Source organism: Mycolicibacter nonchromogenicus, assembly GCF_002101775.1.
In the GTDB taxonomy this organism is placed as follows: Bacteria; Actinomycetota; Actinomycetes; order Mycobacteriales; family Mycobacteriaceae; genus Mycobacterium; species Mycobacterium nonchromogenicum.
In genome coordinates this window covers 1-25,544 of record NZ_LQPI01000032.1, presented here as the reverse complement: position 1 = coordinate 25,544, position 25,544 = coordinate 1, and the positions used below count along the sequence as shown (strand labels likewise).

Sequence of the window (25,544 nt, the reverse complement as noted above, 5' to 3'; positions counted from 1 at the left end):
GTTCAGGCCAAGCCCAGATCGGCCAGCCCGAGCACACTGCGGTACGGCACGCCCTCGGCCTCGATGGCCTCGGCGGCGCCGGTGGCGCGGTCCACCACGGTGGCCACTCCCACGACCTGGCCGCCGGCCTCTCGTACCGCGCGCACCGCGGTCAGTGCCGATCCTCCCGTGGTGCTGGTGTCCTCGACCACCAGAACAGGCTGGCCTGCCACATCGAATCCTTCGATAAGGCGTTGCATGCCATGGGTTTTCACCGACTTGCGCACCACAAAGGCGTCAATGGGGCGCCCTGGCGCGTGCATGACGGCGGTTGCCACCGGGTCCGCCCCCAGGGTCAGACCACCCACTGCGACGTAATCCCAGTCGTCGGTGAGTTGGCGGACCAGCCGCCCGATCAGAGCGCCGGCCCGATGATGCAGGGTGGAACGGCGAAGGTCGACGTAGTAGTCGGCTTCGGCCCCGGAAGACAGCGTCACGCGCCCGTGCACCACCGAGAGCTTGCGCACCAACGCGGCAAGTTCGTCGAGCTCGTCCTTGTTAAGTGCGGCCACGGCCCCTCCCGAATTTGTTCGTCAGCGTGCGCGACAACCCGCGCGGCATCAGCCGACTCAGCCCTACCAATGCCTTGTACTGCAAACCCGGAACAATAACCACCTCGCCACGGGCGACATCGGCCAGGCTGGCCGCGACCACGTCGTCGACCTCCATCCACGCGAAGGACGGCAGCGTGGCCATATCGATTCCGGCGCGCTCGTGGAACTCGGTGTGTACGTATCCCGGGCAGACCACGTGGATCCCGACGCCGGTGCCGTGCAGGCCGCCGGCCAGTCCTTCGGTGAACGACACCACCCAGGCCTTGGATGCCGAGTAGGTCGAACCGCGTCCGGACAGCAGTCCGGCGACGCTGGCGATGTTGATGACGGTGCCGGCGCCCGCCTCGATCATCGCGGGCAGCGCGGCGCGGGTCAGCTGCATCACCGCGGTGACGTTGACGTCCAGTTGCGACTGCAGCAGCGCGGGATCGGCGGTCCAGAACTCCCCGGACGTACCGAATCCGGCGTTGTTGACCAGCACCCGCACCCCGGCGTGCAGTCGATCGGCAACTTTGGCACGGCCGTCCACGTCGGCCAGGTCGGCGGCCAGCACCTCGACGGCAACGCCGTGGCTGCCCCGCAGTTCGGCCGCCAGCGCCTCCAGGCGGTCGACGTCGCGGGATACCAGGACCAGGTCATAGCCGTCGGCGGCGTATCGGCGGGCATAGCCGGCGCCTAACCCGGACGTGGGTCCGGTGACCAGCGCGACGGGTCGAGACATGCCCGTCAGCGTAGCGGCGATCGCGAGCGCGACGAAGTCGGGCGCAGCGGGTCGCCGCCATCAAACACCGCGGCGATCGCCAGCGCGACGGGATGTCAGCGCTGATAGTGCGCGGTCTGCCGGCCGCCACGACCGCCGGGGGCGTGCAGCATGTCCGAGGAGGTCGTCCGGCGTCGCGGTGGTTCGGCAGCCGCGGAGGCGCTGCCCGGTGCCGGCGCAGCAGCTCGCGATGCCGGCGGAGCCTGCTCGGCCTCACCGGCGTCCACGGCCTCAGCGGTGGCCGCCGGGCCCATCGGACGGCTGGGTTGCCCGTTGCGGCGAACCGCTCCGGCCGCGGCTTCGGCGGGCTGACGCCGCGGGGCGGGCGGGAGTACTCGCAGCAGATCGTTGAATTGGCGGACGCTGCGCAGGCCCTCATCCCACTGGGCGCGCGTGCTGGTGATGGGCATGCTCACCAGGGTCCAGTTCGCCTCGTTCCACATGATCTCCGCGCAGTCCGGCGCGGTGTGGGCGAAGGTCACCATCCGCCGATCACAGGCGCGCCGCGCCGCGTCGAGGTTGGTGGAGTACACCATCCGCGGCCCGATCGCACCGAGCAGCCAGATGTCGTTCTCGCGGGGCTCCTTGAGACCCTTGAGGCGCACGTCGACGACGACGTTGGTGCTGATCTTGCGGTGCAGGGCGATCACCGTCGCCACTTCGTCCAGGTCAAAGATGTAGACGGCCTCGCCGCGGATCTGGCCGAGCACCACGTTGCGCACCGGCGCCTCGCCCGCCGTCGAAATCACGCCGCGCTTCCAGCGATGCAGGATCTCGGTGGATTCCAGCTCGAAGTCAAAGCCGTGCGAGCGGGCCCACGACTTACGGCGGCGACTGCGGCCGCGCCGCTGGTCGATGTCCACGTACAGCAATACCGCCGCGCCGACGAAACACAGCGCGGACAGCGTGAACCAGAGCGGGACCATTGCGCCTAGCGTATCTGTTCTCGGCCGGGATCGACGAATGTCCTCAGGTCACAACCCTGTATCACCGCGACGCCAGGCACTACGTCGTTGCTGGGACCCGTCACAACTCGATGAGGGTGCCACCGACGATGGTCTGCCCGCCGGGGACGCCGTAGTCGATGTACACCGGCTGCTGGGCGAACAGCCAGTTGCCGGTGTTCATGCTGGTGCCGTTGGTGACGAACGGGCTGCGGACAAATCCGTCTGCTGGGTCGTCCGAGTAGGGCGTGGTGCCGACGTTGTATTGGTACAGCAGCTGCCCGCCGGAGGTGTAGACCCGGACGTTCGTCCCGTAGGGCAGTTGTCCGTTGACGGGCGTCACACCCGAGCCCGTCAGGGCCGAGGACGGCATCGTGCCGAAGACACCGCCCGAATCGATGACCCCGTTGACCCCCGTGGGTGTCGAGCCGTTGACGCTCACATAGAGGGGGGCCCAGGGTGCCCCATTGATGACGATGCCGCCCTCGTAGGGATTGTCGCCGAAGATCAGTTGGCCGCCCGCCTGGTCGATCAGCACGCCGTTGCCCAGGGTGCCCGGCAGGTCGGCGGTGGGAATGTGGTCGGGCGTGGGTCCGAGCGCGTTCGGTCCGATTCCCAGGATTCCGGTGGCGGTTCCGGCCAGGTAGCTCTCGATGGACCAGGAGCCGAAGGGGTTGAAGTCCGACGGGAACGCGAACAGCACGGCGTCCACGGTGGTGTCCGCGGTCAGGGTGTCCCCGCCCTCGCCGGTGAAGGTGACCGTGGTGGGCAGCTCGACATAGAAGTAGTTCAGGGCGCCGCCGAATTGGCCGATGTTGAAGCCGGTGGGCAGACCCGTGATGCCGAAGGGGTTGATGTTCCAGATCGGCATGACCAGGCCGGCGGCCCCGGTGTCGACCAGGACTTCGGTCTGCGGGCCGCCGCCGACCGAGAGGTTGATGACGGGCTGGGTGGTCAGGTTGACGTCCATCGGGACGGTGAAGCTGGACGGGAGGTCTTCCAGCGGGGTGTCCGGGCCGTATGCCGCGGCACTGCCCGGCAGATCCAGCGTCTCCGCCGTCGAGCTGAACAGCCACGGCGCGACACTGTTGAGGGGGGTGTAGATCAGGTCCTGGTACCAGCCGTTGAACAGGGTGTCCAGGGAGGCCAGCGCCGAACCCGGGTCGGTGTCGGCGGCGATGCCCGGGTCGATCCAGCTGATCGCGTCGATGAACGGCTCGAACAGGTCTTCCCAGTCAGCCTGAGCGGCCGGGGCCGGCGCGCCCAGCGCCAGGACCGCCCCCACGGCACCGACGGCACCCACCAGGCGATGGCGACGAGCTGACATGGCTACCCCTCCGCATGAATCACAGTGCAGAAACACACCGGAATTTCTCAGTAACGGCAAGGCTAACCGATCAGGTTCGACACCGCATCCGCAAAGGAGCTGGCAGACACGGCAGGGCCCCCCGGAAGGGGTCCCGGGGGGCCGTGCCGTGAGCTTCCTCAGCCCAGAACCAGCGACTCGCCGTCCGCGCTGATGTTGACCGGCACGATGTCACCGTCATGCACCTCACCGGCCAGCAACATCTTGGCCAGCTGGTCGCCGATGGCCTGCTGGATCAGCCGGCGCAGTGGACGCGCCCCGTAGACCGGGTCGAAGCCACGCCGGGCCAACCACTTCTTGGCCTCCAACGACACCTCGATGGTCAGCCGCCGCTGCGCCAGCCGCTTGGCCAGCGCCTGCAGCTGAATGTCGACGATCTGGACCAGCTCTTCGGGGTTCAGGCCCTCGAAGATCAGCACGTCGTCGAGCCGGTTGATGAACTCGGGCTTGAACGCCGCCCGTACCGCGGCCATCACCTGCTCCTCGGTGCCGCCGGACCCCAGGTTGGAGGTCAGGATCAGGATGGTGTTGCGGAAGTCCACCGTGCGGCCCTGGCCGTCGGTGAGCCGGCCTTCGTCGAGAACCTGCAGCAGCACGTCGAAAACGTCCGGGTGGGCCTTTTCGACCTCGTCGAACAGCACCACGGTGTAGGGCCGGCGGCGCACCGCCTCGGTCAGCTGACCACCCTGGTCGTAGCCGACGTAGCCGGGAGGCGCACCGACCAGGCGCGCCACCGAGTGCTTCTCGCCGTACTCGCTCATGTCGATGCGGACCATGGCCCGTTCGTCGTCGAACAGGAAGTCCGCCAGCGCCTTGGCCAGCTCGGTCTTGCCGACGCCGGTGGGACCCAGGAACAGGAACGAGCCCGTGGGCCGGTTGGGGTCGGCCACCCCGGCCCGGCTGCGCCGCACCGCATCCGAGACGGCCTGCACCGGCTTGCGCTGTCCGACGACGCGCTTACCCAGCTCTTCTTCCATGCGCAGCAGCTTGGCGGTCTCACCCTCCAGCAGCCGGCCGGCCGGAATCCCGGTCCAGGCGCTCACCACGTCGGCGATGTCGTCGGGGCCGACCTCTTCCTTGAGCATGACGTCCTCGCGGGCCTGCGCATTGGGCAGTGCCGCTTCGAGTTTCTTCTCCACCTCCGGAATGCGGCCGTACCGCAGCTCGGCGGCCTTGGCCAGGTCGCCGTCGCGCTCGGCCCGCTCGGACTCGCCGCGCAGCGCTTCCAACTGCTCCTTGAGCTCACGGACGACGTCGATGGCGCCCTTCTCGTTCTGCCACCGCGTCGTCAGCTGGGCCAGCTTCTCCTTCTGATCGGCCAGCTCGCTGCGCAGCTTCTCCAACCGCTCCTTGGAAGCGTCGTCGGACTCCTTGCTCAGCGCCATCTCTTCGATCTCCAGTCGGCGCACGAGTCGCTCGACCTCGTCGATCTCCACAGGCCGCGAGTCGATCTCCATCCGCAACCGCGACGCCGCCTCGTCCACCAGGTCAATTGCCTTGTCCGGCAAGAACCTTGCGGTGATGTACCGGTCAGACAGGGTGGCAGCGGCCACCAGCGCCGAGTCGGTGATGCGCACGCCGTGGTGCACTTCGTAGCGGTCCTTGAGTCCCCGCAGGATGCCGATGGTGTCCTCGGCCGACGGTTCGCCCACATAGACCTGCTGGAAACGACGTTCCAGGGCGGCGTCCTTCTCGATGTACTTGCGGTACTCCTCCAGAGTGGTGGCGCCCACCAGCCGAAGTTCGCCGCGCGCCAGCATCGGCTTGATCATGTTGCCGGCGTCCATCGCGCCCTCACCGGTGGCTCCGGCGCCGACGATGGTGTGCAGCTCGTCGATGAATGTGATGATCTGCCCGGCAGAGTTCTTGATCTCATCCAGGACGGCCTTGAGGCGTTCCTCGAATTCGCCGCGGTACTTGGCGCCGGCCACCATCGAGCCGAGGTCCAGGCTGACGACGGTCTTGTCGCGCAGGCTTTCCGGGACGTCGCCGGCGACGATGCGCTGGGCCAGGCCCTCGACGATCGCGGTCTTGCCGACGCCGGGTTCGCCGATGAGCACCGGGTTGTTCTTGGTGCGCCGGCTCAATACCTGTACCACCCGGCGAATCTCGGTGTCACGACCGATCACCGGGTCCAGCTTGCCCTCGCGGGCACGCGCGGTCAGATCGGTGGAGTACTTCTCCAACGCCTGATAGCTGGCCTCGGGGTCGGGGCTGGTGACTCGCGCACTGCCGCGCACCTTGACGAACGCTTCCCGCAGGGCCTGCGGGGAGGCACCGTGGCCGGTCAGCAGCTTGGCGACATCGGAGTCACCGGTGGCCAAGCCCACCATCAGGTGTTCGGTGGAGACGTATTCGTCATCGAGTTCGGTGGCCAGCCGCTGGGCGACGGTGACCGCCGCCAGCGAGTCGCGAGACAGTTGCGGCTGGGTGTTGGAGCTGGTGACCTGCGGCGCCAGATCGATCAGGCGCTGCGCCTCATCGCGGACCGTCGCCGGGCTCACACCGACCGCCTCCAGCAGCGGCGCGGCGATCCCCTCGTTCTGGGTCAGCAGGGCATGCAGCAGATGGGCAGGCCGGATTTCGGGGTTGCCGGCCGCGGTAGCCGTCTGCAGCGCCGCGGTCAACGCCGCCTGAGTCTTGGTGGTCGGGTTGAACGAGTCCACGACACCTCCATTCGGGGTCAGAGCGGGCCTGCCACGGCCCGCCGAAAATGCTTGTCGTGTTGTCCAACGCAGTCAAGGTTGAGTCTGTTCCGCTCAAGTCTATTTTTTTCCGAGCGGCGGTTCGCGTCAGCCCAGACGCAGCGTCCGGCGGGCATTCTGCACCAACCGGGGCAGCCGGGAGGCACCCATCAGCGCCCGGAACAGCCAGCTGTCGTCCGATGGCAGTACTCCGGCCGACTGGGTGGCGTCGAGTAGGTCGAACAGGGTCTCCCCTTCGTACATCAGTCCGTCGGCATTGAAGTGGTACCGGTCCAGCGCCGTGCACTGCACGAAGGTGCCGACACCGTGGATCGCCGGGGCCGACTCGTCGTAGGGGTAGAAGCGCAGCGTTCCACTGAAGTGCCCGCTGCCGATGTAGCGAACGATGACGCGGGTCTCGCCCTCCGGGGTGACGTCGAAGTAGACCTGCCCGGGCAGCGGGTCGTAGCGCCAGTCGGGGATGGCGTCCAGGAAGGAGAAGTTGTAGCGCTCGAATTCCTCGAGCCCCACGATGATCCGGCCGAATGTGGTGGGGTCCTTGTAGCGCAGATCGGGGGTGTAGAGCTCATGGTTGAGCGACATGTCACGCATCAGCCAGCTCCACCAGTACTTCTTGGCCCACTCGGCGGCGAAAGCCACGTCGATCCCGCGTTCGGCATAGTGGGCGATCTTGCGGTCCAGGTCGACGAACCACTGCTGGGTCATGGCGTTGAGCTCGGACTCGGTGAGCACCTTGACCTTGCCGCCGGCCCGGTTGCCGGGAAGGAATTCCGGTAGCGGCTGGCGCAACCTCGGCTTGGCGATCGCCTCCCGAAACAGCTCCTCATCGAACATGCCCGACCTCCGGTCAACTGGAATCAACTGATTCCCGTAATGTACACAGACGGAGGGAACGTATCCTCAAGCGTCCCCAACGATTCGGAGGTGCACATGGGCGGCGAACGAGCGCCACGAGTGTGGCGCGGCCAGACCCATGACGTCCGGGCTCAGACACGTCGCGCTCAGCTGATCACAGCGGGTGTGGAACTGATGGGCACGGGGGGAACTGCCGGTGTCACCATGCGCGCGGCGTGCCGCGACGCCGGACTGAGCCTTCGCTATTTCTACGAAAGCTTCAGTGACACAGATGAACTGATCCTGGCCGTGTACGACCAGTGCAACGCCGAGCTGCTTGCCACCATGGCCGGCGACGCAGGCAAACCGGCTCCGATCCACGTCGCACTGGACCGGGCGATAGCCCATTTCGAAGAAGACCCACGTCGGCTGCGGATCCTGCTGCGCGAGCCGCAGTCCAGCACCCTGCTGGCCGACCACCGCGCTGATGTCCTGCCCGGCCTGCTGGGCGCGCTGCTCGGCTCATCCGGTGCCGGCGGTTCGGCCGACATCACCGCCGCACAGGCCATGAGTGCCAGCGCGCTGTCCGGAGCGCTCACCGCGTTGGTGCTCGACTGGGCAGACGGCCGACTGCGGGTCACCCGCGACGAGCTGCTGGAGTTCGCGACCGTTCTGGTGCGCACCGAGCTCAAGGCGGCCATCCCGTCACAGAACTGACTTCTGGCAGTCGCCCGCGCCGGGCCGAGGGCGCGTCCACAGGTACAGACCTATCCAAGTGCCGTAGCCCAGAGCCATCCCCCAATACATCACGCCGGGGTCGGTCTGGCCGTGCACGCTGAGGTAGAGCACCGCACCGGCAAGCAGTGCCGGTAACACCGCCGCTCGACGCCGCAACGCGAACGCCACCGCCACCAGCAGAACCGACGCAATCAGCAGCCCGGGACTGATCCGGTGCAACACGTCGAGCAGGTTGGCGAACCAGCCCGGGGAGCCGGCGCTGCGGTGCCCCGCGTGGCCTGTACCGGCGGCGACCGACGCCCCGGCCCCCAGTGCCACCAGGATCGCCGGCAGGCAACACGCCAGCGTGCAGCTCAGGGCGGCAACCAATCCCGCAGCCCCGAATCGGCCTCCGGCGCGCTTGAGCGCGGGCGACCGGTCGCGACATCCTGGCGTGGGTGACATGTCCGCCTTCCTGACGTATCGCAAGTGAACCTATACCCCGTATGGGTATATCGCAAGAGCTGAGGCTCGATGCCGCGGTTGCGCCCCGGTTCGCTACGGTGCTGCTATGACGACCAGCCTGGCTTCGGTGTGGACCACCTTGATCCCGCTGGCATTGGTGGTGGCCCTGTCTCCGATCACCGTCATCCCGGCCATACTCGTGCTGCACACCGCACGGCCGCGCGAGACCGGACTGGCCTTTGCGCTGGGTTGGCTGGTGGGCCTGGCGGGACTCACCGCCGCCTTCATCGCGGCCTCCGGCCTGTTGGGCGGGTTGCAGGAGACACCACCCACCCGGGCGTCGTGGCTGCGGATCATCGTGGGGACGGCGCTGATCGCGTTCGGCATCTATCGGTGGACAACCCGGCACGGAGATCACGAGATGCCGCGCTGGCTGCGCTCATTCACCACGATGACCCCGCCGCGGGCGGGTGTGACAGCCGTGGTGCTGGCCGTGATTCGGCCAGAGGTGCTGTTCATGTGCGCAGCCGCCGGGCTGGCCATCGGCGGCGCCCGCCTGGGCATCGCGGACAGTTGGCCGGCAGCGGCGTTCTTCGTGTTGCTCTCCGCATCCACGGTGCTGGTGCCGATTCTGGGCTATCTGGCCGCCAGCGAGCGCCTCGATCCGGCGCTGAACCGGCTCAAGGACTGGATGGAGCAGCAGCACGCCGCACTACTGGCCGTCATCCTGGTTCTCCTCGGGGCGATGGTGGTTTACAACGGGATTCACGCGCTATAGCGGCACTGCCGCCGGCCGGCATTAAGATCGCCGCCGTGGGCCTGGACGACCGCGACGCACTGCGCGTGCTGCACGACGCGTTTGGCGTGCCCTCCGACGGTTCCGGCGTGGTCGCCCGTTTCTTCACCCGGTGGTTCGGTACCGACCCGTCGGTGCGTGACCTGTTCCCCGCCGACCTGACCACCCAGCGGGCCGCGTTCGCGCACGCCATGAGCTGGGTGCTCGGCGAGTTCATCGCCCAACGGGCCCAGCAACCGGTGGCGTTTCTGGCCCAGCTGGGCCGTGACCACCGCAAGTACGGTGTCACGCAACGCCATTACAGCGCGGTGGGAAACGTCCTTCTGACCACCCTGCGGGAGGAGTTGGCTGACCGTTGGACCCCGGCGGTGGACGCCGCCGCGCGTGAGTCGCTGAATCTGATCGTCGGGGTGATGGGCGGAGCCGCCGATGCCGAGGAGGGCCCGGCGTGGTGGGACGGCACCGTCGTAGAGCACCTGCGGGTCTCGCGCGATATCGCCGTGGTCCGGATCCAGCTGGACCAGCCACTGCCCTATCACCCGGGCCAGTACGTCAAAGTCGAGGTGCCGCAGTGCCCGCGGTCATGGCGCTACCTGAGCCCGAGCATGCCGCCCGATGAGACCGGGGCCATCGAGTTTCACGTCCGCGCGGTTCCCGCCGGCCTGGTCAGCACCGCAGTCGTCAACGAAACCCGGCCCGGTGACCGGTGGCGCCTGTCCAGCCCACTGGGCGGGCTGCATGTCGATCGCGACGCCGGTGACGTGCTGATGGTGGCCGGCAGTACCGGGTTGGCGCCGCTGCGCGCGATCATCATGGACCTGTCCCGGTGGGCCGTGAATCCGCGGGTGCACCTGTTCTTCGGTGGCCGCTATCCCTGCGAGCTCTACGACCTGCCCACCCTGTGGCAGATCGCCGCACATAACCCATGGCTGTCGGTGACCCCGGTGTCGGAGTACGCGGGCGACCCCGAATGGGCTGCCGACTATCCCGATGTGACACCGCCACGGGGATTGCACCTGCGGCAGACTGGGCGGCTGGCAGACGTGGTCACCAGCTACGGCGGCTGGAGTGACCGCCAGATACTGGTCTGCGGTGGGTCGGAGATGACGCGGGCCACCGTAGCGGCCCTGATCGACAAAGGAGCTCCGCCACAACGCATTCAACACGACCCGTTGTCGGATTGATCGTGACTGTTCTGCAGCCCTGTGTGTTGTCGGATCCGTCGTCGCCGCTGACGGCGACGTTCGTGCCGGCCGCTGGCATGATCGGAACATCGCTGTGCGACGACGGCGTGGAACTACTCGGCCAAGGCCGGGGCCTGGCCGCCTATGTCGGCGAGCACGAGACCATGGGGATTCCGCTGTTATACCCGTGGGCGAATCGGTTGAGCGGCAATGATTACCAGGTGCACGGGGCTCAGGTATCGCTGACCCCGGGCGTCGGCGGCGTGCATACCGACGCATACGGCGCCCCGATCCACGGCACCCTGGCCGGCGAGGACGGCTGGCGGGTGACCGCACGATCGGAATCGGCGTTGACCGCAGAACTCGACTTCGGGTCCCGGCCGGATCTGCTGGCGTCGTTTCCGTTCCCGCACCTGCTGGAGTTGGCCATCACGCTCGCGGACCGAACGCTGACGGTGCGCACCACGGTCACCGCCACCAGCGACACGGCGGTACCGCTGTGCTTCGGCTTCCACCCTTACCTTCAGCTTCCCGGCGTGCCCCGGGCGAAGTGGCTGATTGAGACCCCGACGATGCGGTGTCGCACCCTCGACGCGCACAACATCCCGACCGGTGCGTTCACGCACCACCCGGCAACGACAGAACTGTTGGCCGACACGGTGTTCGACCACGGATTCGACGAAGTTGCACCCGCAGCGGTGTTCGCGGTCTCCGGCGGCGGTCGACGCATCGAGGTGCGCTTCGACCAGGGCTATCCGGCGGCGCAGATCTACGCACCGAAAACCGAAGACGTGGTCTGCTTCGAGCCGATGGCCGCACCTACCGACGCGCTGCGCTGCGGCGGTTACGCGGTGGCACGTTTGGGACACCGTGGCGTGGCCCAATTCTCCATTCGGGTCTGTTGACCCTGCGCTATCGGCGCGGCTGCCAGACCACCACGGCGGTGCTCTTGGGCACCACCGCAAGCTCGCGACGCTGGTTGGCGCGCAACATCTCCAACTCCGCGGACATCTCTTTGACCCGCGCCTGCAGCGCCTCGACCTGGTTGGTCAGCTCGATGATCCGTTTGATGCCGGCGAGGTTGACGCCCTCGTCGTGCGAAAGCCGCTGCACCTCACGCAGCATGTCGACATCACGCTGGGAGTAGCGGCGTCCGCCACCGGAGCTGCGGCGTGGACTCACCAGCCCGATCCGGTCATAGGTACGCAGCGTCTGCGCGTGCATCCCGGCCAACTCGGCGGCCACCGAGATCAGGAAGGTGCGGGAGTTCTCCGACTTACTCATCAGCGATTACCCGCCCATCCGGCCCGCGGGTCGAATCCGCTGGCCCGCTCAGCCGCCGCGTACGCCTCGAGCGCCTGCTGTGCGGCACCCTCCAGATTCGGCGGGACCGCGACCTTCACGGTGACCAGCAGGTCGCCGCTGCCGCCGCCGCGCTTGGGCACACCGCGCCCACGCACCCGCAGAATCCGGCCGTCGGCGGTTCCCTTCGGGACCCGCACCCCGACCTTGCCGTCGAGTGTCGGCACCGACAGCGTGGTGCCCAGGGCAAGCTCGGCAAAGCTCACCGGGATGGTGACCGTCAGGTCGTCGCCGTCACGCCCGAACACCTTGTCCGGACGCACTCGCACCGTCACGTACAGGTCGCCCGAGGGCGCGCCGCGCAACCCGGCCTCGCCTTGTCCGGCCAGCCGAATCCGTTGGCCGTCTTCGACTCCCGGTGGAATCCGCACATTGATGGTGCGGGTCCGGGCTGCCCGGCCGGTTCCTTTGCACTCCGCACACGGGTGCTCGATGATCGACCCGCTGCCACGACAGTCGGTGCACGGCTCCGAGAACCCAAAGGCGCCCTGATTACTGCTGATCACCCCGGAGCCGTTGCAGGAGCCGCAGACTCGGGGACTGGTACCCGGCCGGGCGCCGCTGCCGTGACAGTTGGTGCACGGCGCGGCGCTGGTGAGCCGCAGCGGCATCTCGACGCCCTTGGTGGCTTCCAAGAAGCTCAGCTCGGATTCGGTCTCCAGGTCATTGCCGCGCCGCGGCCGGCTGGGCCGTTGCTGCGCTCCACGCCCGAACAGGCCACCGAAGAGATCACCGATGTTGGCACCACCGGTCTGACCGGCCGCGCCGAACAGGTCGTTGAGGTTGAACTCGTTGCCGTCGCCACCGGTGGAGAATCGATCGAAGTTAGCGCCGCCGAAGCCACCGCCACCGTTAAAGCGCCGGCCGAACCCGCCGCCGGCGAACAGCCGCCGGGTCTCGTCGTACTCCTTGCGCTTGGCCTCATCGGACAACACGCTGTAGGCCTCGGAGACCGCCTTGAAGCGCTCGGCGGCAGCCGGGTTGTTCGGGTTGCGGTCCGGATGCAGCTCGGAGGCCAACTTGCGGTAGGCGCTCTTGATGTCTTTCTCGCTGGCGTCGGAGGAGACGCCCAACTCCTTGTAGAAGTCTTTTTCGACCCATTCACGCTGAGCCATGTCGCGTCACCTCCTTACCTGTCAATTCTCTTCGGCAGTGTCGCCGTCGACAACCGCCCCGCCGCCCTCGGCGTCCGGGACGGTGTCGACCACCCCGACCATCGCGTGCCGCAGTACCTGCTCACCGAGCTTGTAGCCCTGCCGCAGGACGACGCCGATCACCGAATGCGACCCGTCGCCCTCATGCTGGACCGCCTCGTGCAGCGACGGGTCGAACTCGTCGCCCTCGGCGCCGAACGATGTCAGTCCCATACCGGTGAGCACCGCGGTCAGTTTGTCCGCCACCGCTTTCAGCGGACCTGATTCCAGGTCGCCGTGGCTGCGGGCACGGTCCAAGTCGTCGAGGATCCCGAGCAGTTCGGTCACCACCGCGGCCTTGGCCCGGTCCGCGGCGCCTTGCTGGTCGCGCAGCGCCCGCTTGCGGTAATTGGCGAAGTCCGCCTGTACCCGCTGCAGGTCGGCGGTCAGCTCGGCGACCTGGTCGGCCTGAGCACCGTCGGCGGCAGGCTCCTCCGGCGCCGGCCCACTAGGGGCCGGACCGGAGGAACCCTCCCGCACCTCACCGGTTTCCGGATCGATGCGCCGCTTGTCGGTTACGGTGACGGTCTCCGGAGACTGTTCGCGTGAGTTCTCTTCGCTCACTTGGTGTCTCCGTCGTCGACCACCTCTGCGTCCACGACGTCGTCGTCGCCACCGGACGCACTGGCGGCGTCATTGGCGGCCTGCTCGGCCTGGGTGGCCTCGTAGATGGCCTGGCCCAGGGCCTGCGACTCGACGCCGAGCTTCTCCATCGCGGACTTGATGGCCGCGATGTCGGTGCCCTCCAACGCCTTCTTGGCGTCGTTGATCGCGGCGTCCACCTTGCCCAGCGTGTCCTCGGGGACCTTCGAGCCACCCTCGGCCTCGCGCTGCTCCTTGACGAACTTCTCCGTCTGGTAGACCAGCGACTCGGCCTGGTTGCGCACGTCGGCCTCTTCGCGACGCTTGCGGTCCTCCTCGGCGTGCGCCTCGGCGTCCTTGATCATCCGGTCGATCTCCTCCTGGGAGAGGCCGGAGCCTTCCTGGATCTTGATCGTGTTCTCCTTGCCGGTGCCCTTGTCCTTGGCGGTGACGTGCACGATGCCGTTGGCGTCGATGTCGAAGGTGACCTCGATCTGCGGGACACCGCGCGGGGCCGGCGGGATACCGGTGAGCTCGAAGGAGCCGAGCAGCTTGTTGTGCGAGGCGATCTCGCGCTCACCCTGGAAGACCTGGATCTGCACCGACGGCTGGTTGTCGTCGGCGGTGGTGAAGGTCTCACTGCGCTTGGTCGGGATGGTGGTGTTGCGCTCGATCAGCTTGGTCATCACGCCACCCTTGGTTTCGATACCAAGTGACAGCGGGGTGACGTCAAGCAGCAGAACGTCTTTCACCTCACCCTTGAGCACACCGGCCTGCAGCGCAGCACCCACGGCCACGACCTCGTCGGGGTTGACGCCCTTGTTGGGCTCCTTGCCGCCGGTGAGCTCCTTGACCAGGTCGGTGACCGCAGGCATGCGGGTGGAACCACCCACCAGCACCACGTGGTCGATCTCCGACACCGAGATTCCGGCGTCCTTGATCACCGACTGGAACGGCTTGCGGGTACGGTCCAGCAGATCCTGAGTGATCTTCTGGAACTCCGACCGGGTGAGCTGCTCGTCGAGGAACAGCGGGTTCTTGTCGGCGTCAACGGTGATGTAGGGCAGGTTGATCGAGGTGCTCTGCGAGCTCGAGAGCTCGATCTTGGCCTTCTCGGCCGCTTCACGCAGCCGCTGCATGGCCATCTTGTCCTTGGTCAGGTCGATGCCCGAGGTGCCCTTGAACTTGTCCACCAGCCAGTTGACGACACGGTCGTCCCAGTCGTCGCCACCGAGGTGGTTGTCACCGGAGGTGGCCCGAACCTCGACCACGCCCTCGCCGATCTCCAGCAGGGAGACGTCGAAGGTGCCGCCACCGAGGTCGAACACCAGGATGGTCTGTTCCTTGTGGCCCTTGTCCAGGCCGTAGGCCAGCGCAGCCGCGGTCGGCTCGTTGACGATACGGAGCACGTTGAGACCGGCGATCTGACCGGCTTCCTTGGTGGCCTGACGCTGGGCGTCGTTGAAGTAGGCCGGCACGGTGATCACGGCGTCGGTGATGTCCTCACCGAGGTAGGCCTCCGCGTCACGCTTGAGCTTCATCAGCACGCGAGCGCTGATCTCCTGCGCGGTGTAGTCCTTGCCGTCGATCTCGATCTTCCAGTCGCTACCGATGTGGCGCTTGACCGAGCGGATGGTGCGGTCGACGTTGGTGACCGCCTGGTTCTTGGCGGGCTGGCCGACGAGCACTTCGCCGTTGCGGGCGAACGCGACGACCGACGGGGTGGTGCGCGAGCCCTCCGAGTTGGCTACGACGACGGGGTCGCCGCCCTCCAGCACTGCGACGCACGAGTTGGTGGTCCCGAGGTCGATTCCGACCGCACGAGCCATTGTGGTTCCTCCCTGGTAGACGATATCCCTAGTCTGAGCGGACTGCGCTCAAGAATGCGCTTCGGCCGCTTGGCTGTCAACTCATACTTGAGTGCTATTGACTCAACTTCTTGCTGGGGTCAACGGGCCGGGTTCCCGGTTTGTTCCCGAATCGCGCAGGGACAGAGAAAAAGGCAACGCGGGGATCGCCTGGCGCGGCACCCGCCGATTCAGTCGTCGACCACAGTCAGGATGCCCGCGGGAGCGTCGAGGGCGGCCAATGTCCGCGCGGCGGCGGTGTCGACATTCACCCGCGGTTCTGGAGGCAGATCGCCCGGGTAATAGGTGCCGGGCCCGTAGAACAGTCCGTAGCGGAGGACGACGCCGTTCGCCGCCAGCACCGCTTCTTCCAGCATTGCGACCGCGTCGGCTTCGGGGCCGGGACGCATCCTCCACGCGACGCTTTGGGCGATGATCTTCGTCGCGCCCGGCCCTTCCAACGCGTCGATCAGGTTGCGGGTGCCCTCGGCTCGGATACGGGCGTTGATCAGCGACTCCGCGGGCAGGTCGGCCAGCTCGTCGGGCAGATCGGTCAACTCATGCAGCAACACGTCAGGCGCAAACCCACGGACGGCCCGAGTCAGAGCCGGACGGTCGAAGACGTCGCAGACGATCGGCTGCGCACCCATTGCGGCCAACCGGTCGGCCTTGTCGGCCGACCTCGTCATGGCGCCGACGGTATGGCCCGCTTCGACGAGCAGGGGAACCAGCCGGCTTCCGATCACACCCGAAGCACCCGCGAAGAAGACGCGCCTGCTCATCCCGCGACCTTCCTCGCCAGCGCAGCCAATCTGACGTCGAGTTCTTCAGCGGCGGCGAGCAGGGCAGGGTTGGGTTCGACGACCATCAACGAGGACGGTTTGACGTAGATCAGGCTGCTGCCGGCGCTTTCCTCGCCGACGAGCAGCAGCTCCACCGGAGCGAACAGGCCCGCGGTCACATCGTGACGCAGCATCGTGATCGCGATCAGCGGGTTGCCGATGATGACCCGCAGCACTTTGCGGTCAATCCCGGCCTTCTTGATCCATCCGCCGTGGTCGAACGTCGCGAACAGCATGAATCCGCTCGCGCCGACGTGAGATTCGACCTTGTCTCGGTAGGATTCCCAGCTGCTGTAGTCCTTCGGGAGTTCATCGATCGGAACCGGGCGCTGGCCCACGTCAGCCAGCAAGGCAGCAACCAGCTCCTCGTAGCTCTTGGTGCTCGGGTATCGCACCTGGACGCCGGAGAAGCGGCGCTCCTGAGGATCACACTGCGACACGATCCACCTCCTCGACCTCGGCGTCGGTGATCTCGCCGATGCGCTCCCGGACAGGTACGCGAGCGGTGCGATCCACCAAGAGGGTCAGCAGGTCGGGGCGGCTGTAGTGGCCGCGGGCGTCCATCTGCGACTTGCGGGCATCGATCAGCGAGAAGTCCAGGTCGGCGATCACCTCGCCCTCATCGGAGCGCAACGGCTCGCCGAGCAGTTCGCCGTGCGGGCTGATGATCGCCGTGAAGCACCCGCCGGATATGGGACCGATCGGGCATCCGGTGTCGGTCATGATCCGCGCCTGTTGATCGGGGTCCAACCATGCGGTGGCGTTGACGACGAATGCGGCCGACTCGAGTGCGTGATTGCGCACGCTGGTCTCGATCTGTTGGGCGAACAGGTCGCCGGCGAACGATCCCGGCCACATGCCCGAGTGGATCTGTTCCCCGTCGGCGATCAGGGCATAGCGCGCCAGCGGCATGTAGTGCTCCCAACAGGCCAGTTGTCCGACCCGCCCGACCGTGCTGTCGACTGCGCGCAGTCCGCTGCCGTCGCCCTGCCCCCAGAGCATCCGCTCGTGATAGGTGGGCATGATCTTGCGCCGGCGCTGCAGCAGGCTTCCGTCGGCGTCGAAGAGCAGCTGCGTGTTGTACAGCGAACCGCCGTCACGCTCGGTGACGCCGATCGAGACGACCATTTCAGCCTGCCGGGCCGCTGCTGCGATCGCATCGACTTCCGCCGAGGGGATGGTCACGGCCTGGTCCATCAGGGTGAGGTGTTGCGGGCGCATCGCGAACGGACGCTGGACGAAAGAGAAGTAGGGGTAATAAGGGATCACCGTCTCGGGAAAGGCAGCGAACTGCACTCCGCGGCGGGCCAATTGCTCGATCTTGGCCACCACTTTTTCGACGGTTCCTTCTCGGCTGTACAGCACTGGGCTGATCTGCACCGCCGCTGCTCGAATCGTGCTCATGGTCGTCAGCCCTCGATCCGCTCGATGATGGTGGCGTTGGCCATCCCGCCGCCCTCGCACATGGTCTGCAGGCCGAAACGTGCTCCGCTGTGTTGCAGCGCGTGGACCAGGGTTGTCATCAGGCGCGCGCCACTGGCGCCCAACGGATGCCCTATCGCGATGGCTCCGCCGTTGACGTTCGTCTTGACCAGATCTGCACCAGTGTCTTTGGCCCACGCCAGCACCACGGGGGCAAACGCCTCGTTGACCTCGAACAGGTCGATGTCGGCCAGGCTCAGTCCGGCACGGCGCAGCACCCTCCTCGTGGCCGGAATCACCCCGGTCAGCATGTAGAGCGGATCCGACCCGAGGACCGTGCTGGTGTGGATGCGCGCCAGCGGTCGCAGGCCCATCCTTTTGGCGAACTCGCCGCTGGTGATCATCACCGCGGCACTGCCGTCCGACAGCGGCGACGAGTTGCCGGCGGTGATCTCCCACTTGATCTGCGGGAAGCGCGCCTTCATTGCCTCGTCGTAGAACGCCGGGCTCAACCCCGCCAAGGTGGCCACGCTGGTTGCGGGCCGGATGATCTCGTCAGTACTCAGGCCTGCGATCGGAGCGAGTTCGTCCTCGAAGAGCCCGTCCTTGGTCGCCCGTGCCGCCTTCTCGTGACTGTGGGCGGAGAACTCGTCGAGTTCGGTCCGGGAGAAGCCCCATCGCGCGGCGATCAGCTCGGCGCTGATCCCCTGCGGCACCAGACCTTCCGGATAGCGACGGGCCATCGCGTCGCCCAGGGGACGGCTGCCCGGCAGCAGCGACGCCCCCATCGGTACGCGGCTCATCGACTCGACTCCCGCGGCGATGACGACGTCGTAGGCGCCGGCCACCACACCCTGGGCGGCGAAGCTGATCGCCTGCTGACTACTGCCGCACTGTCGATCGATCGTGGTGCCGGGAACCGATTCCGGGAAGCCCGCACCCAGCAGCGCGTTCCGCGCGATATTGAGGGCCTGATCGCCCGCCTGGGTGACGGCACCGGCGATGACGTCGTCGACCTGAATCGGATCGATTCCCGTTCGCTGCACCAGCTCTCGCAGGCTGTGGGCCAACAGGTCGGCAGGCAGGATCTCGTGGAGAGCGCCGCCGGGCTTGCCCTTCCCGATCGGAGTGCGAACGGCGCCGACGATGACGGCGTCACGACCTTGATATTCGGCCATCATGACCCTCCCTAGCTAAGTATTGTTCGCTATACCCAGCTATACACCCTGGGTATAGTAGAGTCAACCCAGGGAGGTGGACTGCGATGAATTTCCTGCAGGGACCGCTGGCAGACCGCGACAGCTGGTCGGCGATCGGTGAGTGCCCGGTGGAAAAGACCATGGCGGTGGTCGGCACCAAGTCCGCGATGCTGATCATGCGCGAGGCCTATTACGGCACTACCCGATTCGATGACTTTGCGACCCGGGTCGGCATCACCAAAGCAGCGACCGCGACGCGGCTCGCGGAGCTTGTCGACCTCGGGTTGCTGGCCCGCCGGCCCTACCGTGAGCCCGGCCAGCGCAGCCGCGACGAGTACGTGCTGACCGACGCCGGGATCGAATTCATGCCGGTGGTCTGGGCCATGTTCCAGTGGGGGCAACGCCACCTGCCCAACCGGGGGCGGCTGCGGCTGACCCACCTGGACTGCGGCGCGGACGCCCTGGTCGAGATCCGCTGCACCGAAGGTCACCGCATCGAACCCGGCGAACTGGGCGCACGCCTGGTCGAAGGTGTCACGCCCTGAATACCACCCGGGAACTGGATCAGGTGACCGCCGGGATGCGCCGGAAACCGTGCAGGGTGGCCAGCCCGCGCGGAGTGGGCGGGCCGTCGAGCCGCAGATCGGGGAACCGCTCGAACAGTGCCTGCAGCGCGATGGTGGCTTCCATGCGGGCCAGGTTGGCTCCGAGGCAGGCGTGAATCCCGCTGCTGAACGACAGATGCTCTTTGGCGTTGGCCCGGGTGACCTCGAAGCGACCGGGATCGGGAAAGACGTTGGGGTCGCGGTTGGCGCCGCCCAGCAGTAGCGCCACCGTTTCACCCCGGGCGAGGCGCTGCCCCGCGAGCTCGAGCTCGCACAGGGCATTGCGCGACGTCATCTGCACCGGGCTGTCCAAACGCAGGACTTCCTCGACCGCACCGGGCCACAACTGAGGATCCTCACGCAGCTTCGCCAACTGTTCTGGGTGGCGCAGCAACAGCACGATCGCGTTGCCGATCAGATTGATGGTGGTCTCGAAACCCGCGCCGGCGAGCAGCAATGCGGTCACGCCCAGTTCACGCCGGTCAAGGTCCCCGTCGCAGATGATCTGGCTGTAGATGTCATCACCGGGGGTGTTGCGCAATCGTTCGATGTGCTCGCTGAACTCGCGGTCGTTTTCCCGCAGGGACTGCATGGCGCGTCGAAAGGTGTTCCACGACACTCCGATATCGAGCAGAGGCGCACCACGGTCGCCCCGCTCGATCATCTGCGGCCGCTGCGCCTCGGGGATTCCGAGAATCTCGGCGATGATCAATGCCGGTAGCGGCCCGGCGAAGTCGGCGATCAGATCCGGATGTTCTGCCTTCTCCACACCATCGAGAAGTTCGCGGGTGATCTCGACGATCCGGGCCCGCAACGTGTCGATCGCACGGGGCGTGAACGCGCGCACCACCGCACGCCGGTAGCGCGTGTGGTCGGGCGGATCGACCGCCAGCATCGAAGGGGGCTCCGCCGGATTCGGCAGCCGGGGATCGGTCCGGTCGATCATCCAGCGCACCGTCTTGGGCAGATTCATATTGGCCGGGTTGGTCGCTCCGAACCTGTCGTCGCGCAAGATGGTCCGGCACAGCTCATAGTCGGCCGTCACCGAGGCGAACGGCGTGCGCGTCAATCGACCGCGAGCACGGATCTGTTCGGTCAGGGGTTCGGGGTCGCCCCCACGCAGTGGGCCGATGAGCAGGCGCGCCATCGGCTCGCCGCGCCGCGCCTGCACCGCCAGCAGCGCGCGCGGAAGGCCCTGCATCAGCGCCCACCGAAGCCACAGACCTGGCCGCATCACCGCGCACCCGCCGGCGGCAGCACAAACGCCGACCCTGCGGCGACGGTTGCCAGATGCCGCATCAGCAGGGTTTCCGGAATCAGGCCGCTGACGCGACTGACCGCGGCGCTGAGGAAGTCGGGCCGCACATTGACGGCCCTGCCGAACCACGCCGACTCCCGGACCAGCGGCGCCACCCGCGGGCGGCGGAACGCGACGAAGCGGGCGAACGCAGTGGACAGATCGGGCGCCCGGTCGACGAACGCGGCCAGGATGGCGGCGTCTTCCAAGCCCTGGCACCCACCCTGGCCGAGATGCGGACGCATGGGATGGGCCGCATCGCCGACCAGCACGATCGGACCGCGCGCCCAGTGGCGGGCGGGCGCGCGGTCATAGAGGTCGTCGCGCAGCACATCATCCGGCGATGTCGCGGCCAGGATGCTTGGGAGGGGTTCACACCACTGCGCGAATTTGCCGCGCAGGTAGGCCAGCTCGCCCTCGCGCGCTCGCCGCCCCTCGGGGACTCGCTCGGTGGCAAACCAGTAGGTCAGGTCAGGTCCCATCGGCACATGCCCGGTTTCGATTCCAGGGCCCATGGTCTCCCCCGCCAGGTCGGGATCCAGGGTGTAGGCAGCGATTCCACGCCACGCGGTGTAGCCGACGTAGCGCCGGCGCAGTGGACCGTTGAGGTGGCGGGCCAGAACCGAATGGGTGCCGTCGGCACCCACGACGGCATCGAACTCGCCCACCGAGCCATCCGAGAGTTGCAGCGCTACACCGTCTCCCGTTATCGACGCGCCGGTGGCGGCAAGACCGTAATGCAGACTGCCCGCCGCCAACGCTTCGGCAAGAATGTCGCGCAGCACGCAGCGCTGTACCACCACCAGCGGTTCCCCGAGGGCCCGGACCATTCGTTCGGCAGCCGGGTGGCGCAGCCACGAACCGTCATACCAGCGCGCCGCCCCCGCGGTGATCCGGCCGCCCGCCGCGCGGACCGCATCACCGAGACCGAGATGGTCCAAGGCGGCCAGGGCATTGGGCCAGATACTGATTCCCGCGCCCGACGAGGTGTCGGTCCGTTGCTCGATGACGGTGACATCATGACCGTGGCGCTGCAGCCCGACCGCGGCCGCCAGCCCGGCGATGCCGGCTCCCACCACCCCGATCTGCTTACTCATGCGGCTCGCCCGGGTCGATCGGCCATAACTGCAACCGTAGTCACCCGTCGAACAGCAGGCGCGCGATCCGCTCGACCGTGTCCATCGGATCGGCGGCTTTCACCGCGTCATTGAGCCACAGCGTCGAAAAGCCGTGCACCAATGACCAGGCCGCCAGCTCCGCACCGGCCGGATCAGCGTGCGCTGCCGCGTCTTGGAGCGTCGCCACACCACGGGAAAGTTCGGCTCCCGCAGCGGCTTCCGCGGCTACCAGCTCGGCATCGGAGGGATTCAGCAGTGACTTGTCGAACATCACTTCGTAGTGGCCAGGATGCTCCAGGGCGAACCGCACGTAGGCCACGGCGGCGTCGACGAACCGGCCACGGGCTGCCGTGAGCGCTGCGCTGAGCAGTTGAAATCCCTCGGTGGCCAAGGCGGTGAACAACCCCCGCCGATCGGTGAAGTGATGCGCGGGGGCGGCGTGCGAGACCCCGGCAGCGCGCGCCAGTTCGCGCAGCGAAACCCGATCGGCACCCTGCTCGGCCACCATGCGCGCCGCCTCGGCCAGGATCACAGCGGGCAGATCACCGTGGTGGTAGTTCGAACGCGCCATGCCCCAACCCTATAAGAAAATCTTGACACTGACTAGATGCCGGACCTACGTTCGGACGCATAACTTGTCATTGACTAGATCTGGAGGCTGTCGTGGCACCGTTGATCACCCTGTTGGTGGGCAGCCTGGCCGCCCGGATCTTGGGCTGGTTCGGCGTCGGATACGTGGACACCTGGCCCCGCGCCATCGCGGTCGGCCTGGCGGCTATGTTCTTCGTCACCGGCGTGGCACATTTCGCGCCACCCCTGCGCAACCAGCTGGTTGCGATCGTGCCACCGGCACTGCCCGCACCGGGTTTGCTGGTCAGCGTCACCGGTGCGCTTGAACTCCTGGGCGCGGTGGGCCTACTGCTTCCGGCCACACGGATCGCCGCAGCCGCCTGCCTTTTGGTGCTGATGCTGGCGATGTTCCCGGCCAATATCTACGCCGCCCGGATGCCCGATCCGCCCCCAGCGATGACGACACGGCTACCAGTGCGCATCGCCGAAGAGCTCATCTTCCTGGCCGCCGCAGTAGCGGTCGCCATTGCGGGATAGCGCGACAGGGCTCAGCTCTCGACGCACAGACATCGCGGCGCGACGGCGCCGGGTTTCAGCCCGTTCCGCAACCCCCGGTGCGCTACCCTCGCAGCGATGTCACATTCCCCCGACCCACAGCTGGCTTCCCCTGCCGCGCTGGCCCGCGAGGACGAGGGTTACCACAAAGACCTGACGCCGCGACAACTGCAGATGATCGGCCTGGGCGGCGCCATCGGCACCGGGCTGTTTTTCGGCGCCGGGGGCCGGCTCGCCTCGGCCGGACCGGGCCTATTCGTCGTCTACGCGATCTGTGGCGTGTTTGCCTTCCTCATCCTGCGGGCCCTCGGAGAGCTGGTGCTGCACCGGCCGTCGTCGGGATCGTTCGTCTCCTACGCGCGCGAGTTCTTCGGGGAGAAAACCGCTTACGTCACCGGGTGGCTGTATTTCCTGAACTGGTCGATGACCGGAATCGTCGACACCACCGCGATCGCCACCTACTTCCATTACTGGCACCTGTTCGGCGTGATCCCGCAGTGGACGCTGGCCCTGGTCGCCCTGCTGGCGGTGCTGTCGATGAACCTGATCTCGGTGAAGCTGTTCGGGGAGTTGGAATTCTGGGCCGCGTTGATCAAGGTCGTCGCCCTGCTGACCTTCTTGGTGGTGGGCACCATTTTCTTGGGTGGCCGCTATCAGGTCGACGGACAGGAAACTGGACTGCACCTGTTGGCCCATAACGGCGGGTTCTTGCCGACGGGTCTGCTCCCCTTGGTGTTGGTCACCTCTGGGGTGGTGTTCTCCTATGCCGGCATCGAATTGGTGGGAACAGCCGCCGGGGAAACCCCCAATCCCGAAAAGGTCATGCCGCGCGCGATCAACTCGGTGGTGGCCCGGATCGCGATCTTCTACGTGGGGTCGGTCTTGCTGTTGGCACTGCTGTTGCCCTACACCGCCTTCAAAGAACACCAGAGCCCGTTCGTCACGTTCTTCTCCACCGTCGGTTTCACCGGCGCCGGCAGCATCATGAACCTGGTGGTGTTGACCGCGGCCTTCTCCAGCCTGAACGCCGGGCTCTACTCCACCGGGCGCATCCTGCGGTCGATGTCGGTCAACGGCAGTGGCCCGGCATTCACCGGCAAGATGTCGAAGAACGGGGTGCCCTATGGCGGCATTCTGCTGACCAGTGGGATCGGACTGTTGGGGGTGCTGCTCAACGCACTGCGCCCGGGGCAAGCCTTCGAGATCGTGCTCAACATCGCCGCGGTCGGCGTGATAGCGGCCTGGGGGACCATCGTGGCCTGCCAGTTGAGGCTGCTCCGGCTCGCCAATGCCGGAGTCCTGCAACGGCCCGCATTCCGGATGCCGTTGGCCCCCTACAGCGGGTACGTGACATTGCTGTTCTTGGCCGGCGTGCTGGCCCTGATGGTGCTCGATCACCGCAGCGGCCCCTTTGTGCGGGGAGTGCTGCTCGTCGTCCCACCGGCGCTGATCGCCGGTTGGTATCTGGTACGTGGCCGGGTGCGGGCCATGTCCACGCTCGCAGAACAGACCCCGCCCGTGGGCGCGCAGTCGGATCCGGACGAGTAGAAGGCCCGAAAACATATGGCCCGCAACCGTTACGCAGCCAGACCCCCGCTCTATGGAATGGTGCTCGTGTTCTGCGCCATCGCGATCGTGGCGATCACGGCCTATCTGCACGTCGGATGGTGGTCGATGGCGGGTTACGCGCTGGCCGCGGTGACGGCGGTCGCCGGTGTGGCGCTGGCGTTCCGGGACCTTTCCTGACCGCAGGCTCTGCTCCACTCGCGGGCACCGCCCCGACAGTACCGCGCGTCACTACAGCCTCTGATGTCACAGGATGCGTACGCTGGGCCGCACGACGGCGGCAAGGAAATTGAGTGCGGGTACCAGATCAGGCGAGGCGCAGGACAGCCGGACAGTTGACGCTGGTGGCCGCGCTGTTGCTGACAGGTTGCAGCACCACCGTTGACGGTCATCCGACTGCGGCGCCGGGCGGGGGACCGCCGGAGCCGTCGCTCCGGCCACCGCGCACCAGCACAGCGCCGCCGAGCCCGAGCCCGAGTCCGAGTCCGAGCAAGTCGGCCGGCCCGAACCAGCCGGCCGATGCCATCCCGTTGCCGCCCGATGACAACGGCTACGTCTTCATCGAGACGAAATCCGGGCGGACGCGCTGCCAGATCTCGTCACCGCAGGTCGAGTGCGAAGCAGAGTTCACCAACTCGCCGTTCAAGGACGGCCAGCGCGCCAACGGCGTCAGCGTCAGCGCCGACGGCACCGTGCACTGGGTATTGGGCAACCTGGGCGATATCCCGGTCGTCACCATCGACTACCTCACCTACCAAGCTCAGGGCTGGACGATCGACGCCGGCATCGACGGCACGCGATTCACCAACGACCGCACCGGCCACGGCATGCTGGTCAGCATCGACAACGTCGAAACCTTCTGATTTTTCGCCCAAGTCGCCGGCCAGTACTTTCCGATACGATCGGTGAGATGGCGCGCTTCGGATCATCGGACGGCTCCGGCAAACCCAGCGAGGACCACACTCGGGCCATGCCCCCCTACGGCCAGCGCGGCCCGCAGCCGCCCGGCCCGCCCCCGGCGC

At 67.1% G+C, this 25,544-nt stretch carries 27 protein-coding genes; 9 read left to right on the top strand and 18 right to left on the bottom strand.

Features of this window, described 5'->3' with window-relative positions; translation table 11 throughout:
• Window positions 1–2: 2 nt before the first annotated feature.
• The 6 genes from pyrE to AWC18_RS05640 all read right to left on the bottom strand — a co-directional run bounded on the left by pyrE (window position 3) and on the right by AWC18_RS05640 (window position 7,202).
• Window positions 3–551: an orotate phosphoribosyltransferase gene (pyrE, locus tag AWC18_RS05665; RefSeq protein WP_085138046.1), complete on the bottom strand. Its 549-nt coding sequence runs from the start codon at window positions 549–551 to the stop codon at window positions 3–5.
• Window positions 538–1,314 (bottom strand): SDR family NAD(P)-dependent oxidoreductase, encoded by a 777-nt coding sequence (locus tag AWC18_RS05660; RefSeq protein ID WP_085138045.1) that lies wholly within the window; start codon window positions 1,312–1,314, stop codon window positions 538–540. The genes pyrE and AWC18_RS05660 overlap by 14 nt, the downstream gene beginning before the upstream one ends.
• A gap of 95 nt (window positions 1,315–1,409) precedes the next feature.
• A complete protein-coding gene (gene ttfA, locus AWC18_RS05655) occupies window positions 1,410–2,279 on the bottom strand; it encodes a trehalose monomycolate transport factor TtfA (RefSeq protein WP_085138044.1) in 870 nt (289 codons plus the stop codon).
• Between the two features lie 100 nt (window positions 2,280–2,379).
• Entirely contained in the window at window positions 2,380–3,624 is a 1,245-nt protein-coding gene (locus AWC18_RS05650) for a PecA family PE domain-processing aspartic protease (protein WP_064996117.1), read from the bottom strand.
• Between the two features lie 158 nt (window positions 3,625–3,782).
• On the bottom strand, window positions 3,783–6,329 hold the full coding sequence (gene clpB, locus AWC18_RS05645) for an ATP-dependent chaperone ClpB (RefSeq protein WP_085138043.1): 2,547 nt from the start codon (window positions 6,327–6,329) through the stop codon (window positions 3,783–3,785).
• A 126-nt stretch (window positions 6,330–6,455) separates the two neighbouring features.
• Window positions 6,456–7,202: a nuclear transport factor 2 family protein gene (locus tag AWC18_RS05640; protein ID WP_085138042.1), complete on the bottom strand. Its 747-nt coding sequence runs from the start codon at window positions 7,200–7,202 to the stop codon at window positions 6,456–6,458.
• Between the two features lie 96 nt (window positions 7,203–7,298).
• Here AWC18_RS05640 and AWC18_RS05635 point away from each other — a divergent pair, with 96 nt between their 5' ends.
• Window positions 7,299–7,919, top strand: coding sequence for a TetR/AcrR family transcriptional regulator (locus AWC18_RS05635; protein ID WP_109559995.1), 621 nt, complete (start codon window positions 7,299–7,301; stop codon window positions 7,917–7,919).
• Here the strand turns inward: AWC18_RS05635 and AWC18_RS05630 are convergent.
• Entirely contained in the window at window positions 7,908–8,384 is a 477-nt protein-coding gene (locus tag AWC18_RS05630; RefSeq protein ID WP_234806434.1) for a hypothetical protein, read from the bottom strand. The two genes, AWC18_RS05635 and AWC18_RS05630, sit on opposite strands and share 12 nt — an antisense overlap.
• Before the next feature lie 106 nt (window positions 8,385–8,490).
• Here AWC18_RS05630 and AWC18_RS05625 point away from each other — a divergent pair, with 106 nt between their 5' ends.
• From AWC18_RS05625 to AWC18_RS05615, 3 genes are read left to right on the top strand one after another with little or no spacing between them, the layout of a single operon-like run.
• Window positions 8,491–9,162 (top strand): GAP family protein, encoded by a 672-nt coding sequence (locus tag AWC18_RS05625; protein ID WP_064996121.1) that lies wholly within the window; start codon window positions 8,491–8,493, stop codon window positions 9,160–9,162.
• 35 nt (window positions 9,163–9,197) lie between these two features.
• Window positions 9,198–10,364: an FAD-binding oxidoreductase gene (locus tag AWC18_RS05620; protein WP_085138041.1), complete on the top strand. Its 1,167-nt coding sequence runs from the start codon at window positions 9,198–9,200 to the stop codon at window positions 10,362–10,364.
• 11 nt (window positions 10,365–10,375) lie between these two features.
• A complete protein-coding gene (locus tag AWC18_RS05615) occupies window positions 10,376–11,269 on the top strand; it encodes an aldose 1-epimerase (RefSeq protein ID WP_064996137.1) in 894 nt (297 codons plus the stop codon).
• Between the two features lie 7 nt (window positions 11,270–11,276).
• Here the strand turns inward: AWC18_RS05615 and AWC18_RS05610 are convergent, their stop codons facing one another.
• The 8 genes from AWC18_RS05610 to AWC18_RS05575 all read right to left on the bottom strand — a co-directional run bounded on the left by AWC18_RS05610 (window position 11,277) and on the right by AWC18_RS05575 (window position 18,790).
• Window positions 11,277–11,648 (bottom strand): heat shock protein transcriptional repressor HspR, encoded by a 372-nt coding sequence (locus AWC18_RS05610; protein WP_064996123.1) that lies wholly within the window; start codon window positions 11,646–11,648, stop codon window positions 11,277–11,279.
• A complete protein-coding gene (gene dnaJ, locus AWC18_RS05605) occupies window positions 11,648–12,841 on the bottom strand; it encodes a molecular chaperone DnaJ (protein ID WP_064996124.1) in 1,194 nt (397 codons plus the stop codon). Before dnaJ ends, AWC18_RS05610 begins: the two co-directional genes overlap by 1 nt.
• 21 nt (window positions 12,842–12,862) lie before the next feature.
• Window positions 12,863–13,483 (bottom strand): nucleotide exchange factor GrpE, encoded by a 621-nt coding sequence (grpE, locus tag AWC18_RS05600; RefSeq protein WP_064996125.1) that lies wholly within the window; start codon window positions 13,481–13,483, stop codon window positions 12,863–12,865.
• The gene (dnaK, locus tag AWC18_RS05595) at window positions 13,480–15,330 is read right to left on the bottom strand and encodes a molecular chaperone DnaK (RefSeq protein WP_064996126.1); all 1,851 of its coding nucleotides are present in this window, start codon (window positions 15,328–15,330) and stop codon (window positions 13,480–13,482) included. Before dnaK ends, grpE begins: the two co-directional genes overlap by 4 nt.
• A 209-nt stretch (window positions 15,331–15,539) precedes the next feature.
• Window positions 15,540–16,130, bottom strand: a complete 591-nt coding sequence (locus AWC18_RS05590) for an SDR family oxidoreductase (RefSeq protein ID WP_064996127.1) — start codon at window positions 16,128–16,130, stop codon at window positions 15,540–15,542.
• Window positions 16,127–16,630, bottom strand: coding sequence for a DUF302 domain-containing protein (locus tag AWC18_RS05585; RefSeq protein ID WP_064996128.1), 504 nt, complete (start codon window positions 16,628–16,630; stop codon window positions 16,127–16,129). The genes AWC18_RS05590 and AWC18_RS05585 overlap by 4 nt, the downstream gene beginning before the upstream one ends.
• Window positions 16,617–17,594, bottom strand: a complete 978-nt coding sequence (locus AWC18_RS05580; RefSeq protein WP_085138040.1) for a nitrilase-related carbon-nitrogen hydrolase — start codon at window positions 17,592–17,594, stop codon at window positions 16,617–16,619. Before AWC18_RS05580 ends, AWC18_RS05585 begins: the two co-directional genes overlap by 14 nt.
• Before the next feature lie 5 nt (window positions 17,595–17,599).
• Entirely contained in the window at window positions 17,600–18,790 is a 1,191-nt protein-coding gene (locus AWC18_RS05575) for a thiolase family protein (RefSeq protein WP_085138114.1), read from the bottom strand.
• An 86-nt stretch (window positions 18,791–18,876) separates the two neighbouring features.
• On the opposite strand from AWC18_RS05575, the gene AWC18_RS05570 reads away from it, so the two are divergent.
• Entirely contained in the window at window positions 18,877–19,356 is a 480-nt protein-coding gene (locus tag AWC18_RS05570; RefSeq protein WP_064996130.1) for a winged helix-turn-helix transcriptional regulator, read from the top strand.
• A gap of 19 nt (window positions 19,357–19,375) precedes the next feature.
• Here AWC18_RS05570 and AWC18_RS05565 read toward each other — a convergent pair whose 3' ends face one another.
• Genes AWC18_RS05565 through AWC18_RS05555 form a run of 3 tightly spaced genes read right to left on the bottom strand, consistent with a single transcriptional unit; the run spans window position 19,376 to window position 22,402 of the window.
• Complete coding sequence (locus AWC18_RS05565) at window positions 19,376–20,650, bottom strand: cytochrome P450 (RefSeq protein ID WP_064996131.1); 1,275 nt, start codon at window positions 20,648–20,650, stop codon at window positions 19,376–19,378.
• Window positions 20,650–21,810: an FAD-dependent monooxygenase gene (locus AWC18_RS05560; protein WP_064996132.1), complete on the bottom strand. Its 1,161-nt coding sequence runs from the start codon at window positions 21,808–21,810 to the stop codon at window positions 20,650–20,652. The genes AWC18_RS05565 and AWC18_RS05560 overlap by 1 nt, the downstream gene beginning before the upstream one ends.
• Window positions 21,811–21,850: 40 nt before the next feature.
• The gene (locus AWC18_RS05555; RefSeq protein WP_064996133.1) at window positions 21,851–22,402 is read right to left on the bottom strand and encodes a TetR/AcrR family transcriptional regulator; all 552 of its coding nucleotides are present in this window, start codon (window positions 22,400–22,402) and stop codon (window positions 21,851–21,853) included.
• 92 nt (window positions 22,403–22,494) lie between these two features.
• Here AWC18_RS05555 and AWC18_RS05550 point away from each other — a divergent pair, with 92 nt between their 5' ends.
• The 4 genes from AWC18_RS05550 (at window position 22,495) to AWC18_RS05535 (ending at window position 25,385) form a co-directional block, all read left to right on the top strand.
• A complete protein-coding gene (locus AWC18_RS05550) occupies window positions 22,495–22,938 on the top strand; it encodes a DoxX family protein (protein ID WP_085138039.1) in 444 nt (147 codons plus the stop codon).
• A 96-nt stretch (window positions 22,939–23,034) separates the two neighbouring features.
• Window positions 23,035–24,504 (top strand): amino acid permease, encoded by a 1,470-nt coding sequence (locus AWC18_RS05545; RefSeq protein WP_064996135.1) that lies wholly within the window; start codon window positions 23,035–23,037, stop codon window positions 24,502–24,504.
• A gap of 15 nt (window positions 24,505–24,519) precedes the next feature.
• On the top strand, window positions 24,520–24,702 hold the full coding sequence (locus tag AWC18_RS05540; RefSeq protein WP_064996136.1) for a hypothetical protein: 183 nt from the start codon (window positions 24,520–24,522) through the stop codon (window positions 24,700–24,702).
• Window positions 24,703–24,815: 113 nt separating this feature from the next.
• Window positions 24,816–25,385, top strand: a complete 570-nt coding sequence (locus AWC18_RS05535) for a hypothetical protein (RefSeq protein ID WP_085138038.1) — start codon at window positions 24,816–24,818, stop codon at window positions 25,383–25,385.
• Window positions 25,386–25,544 lie beyond the last annotated feature (159 nt).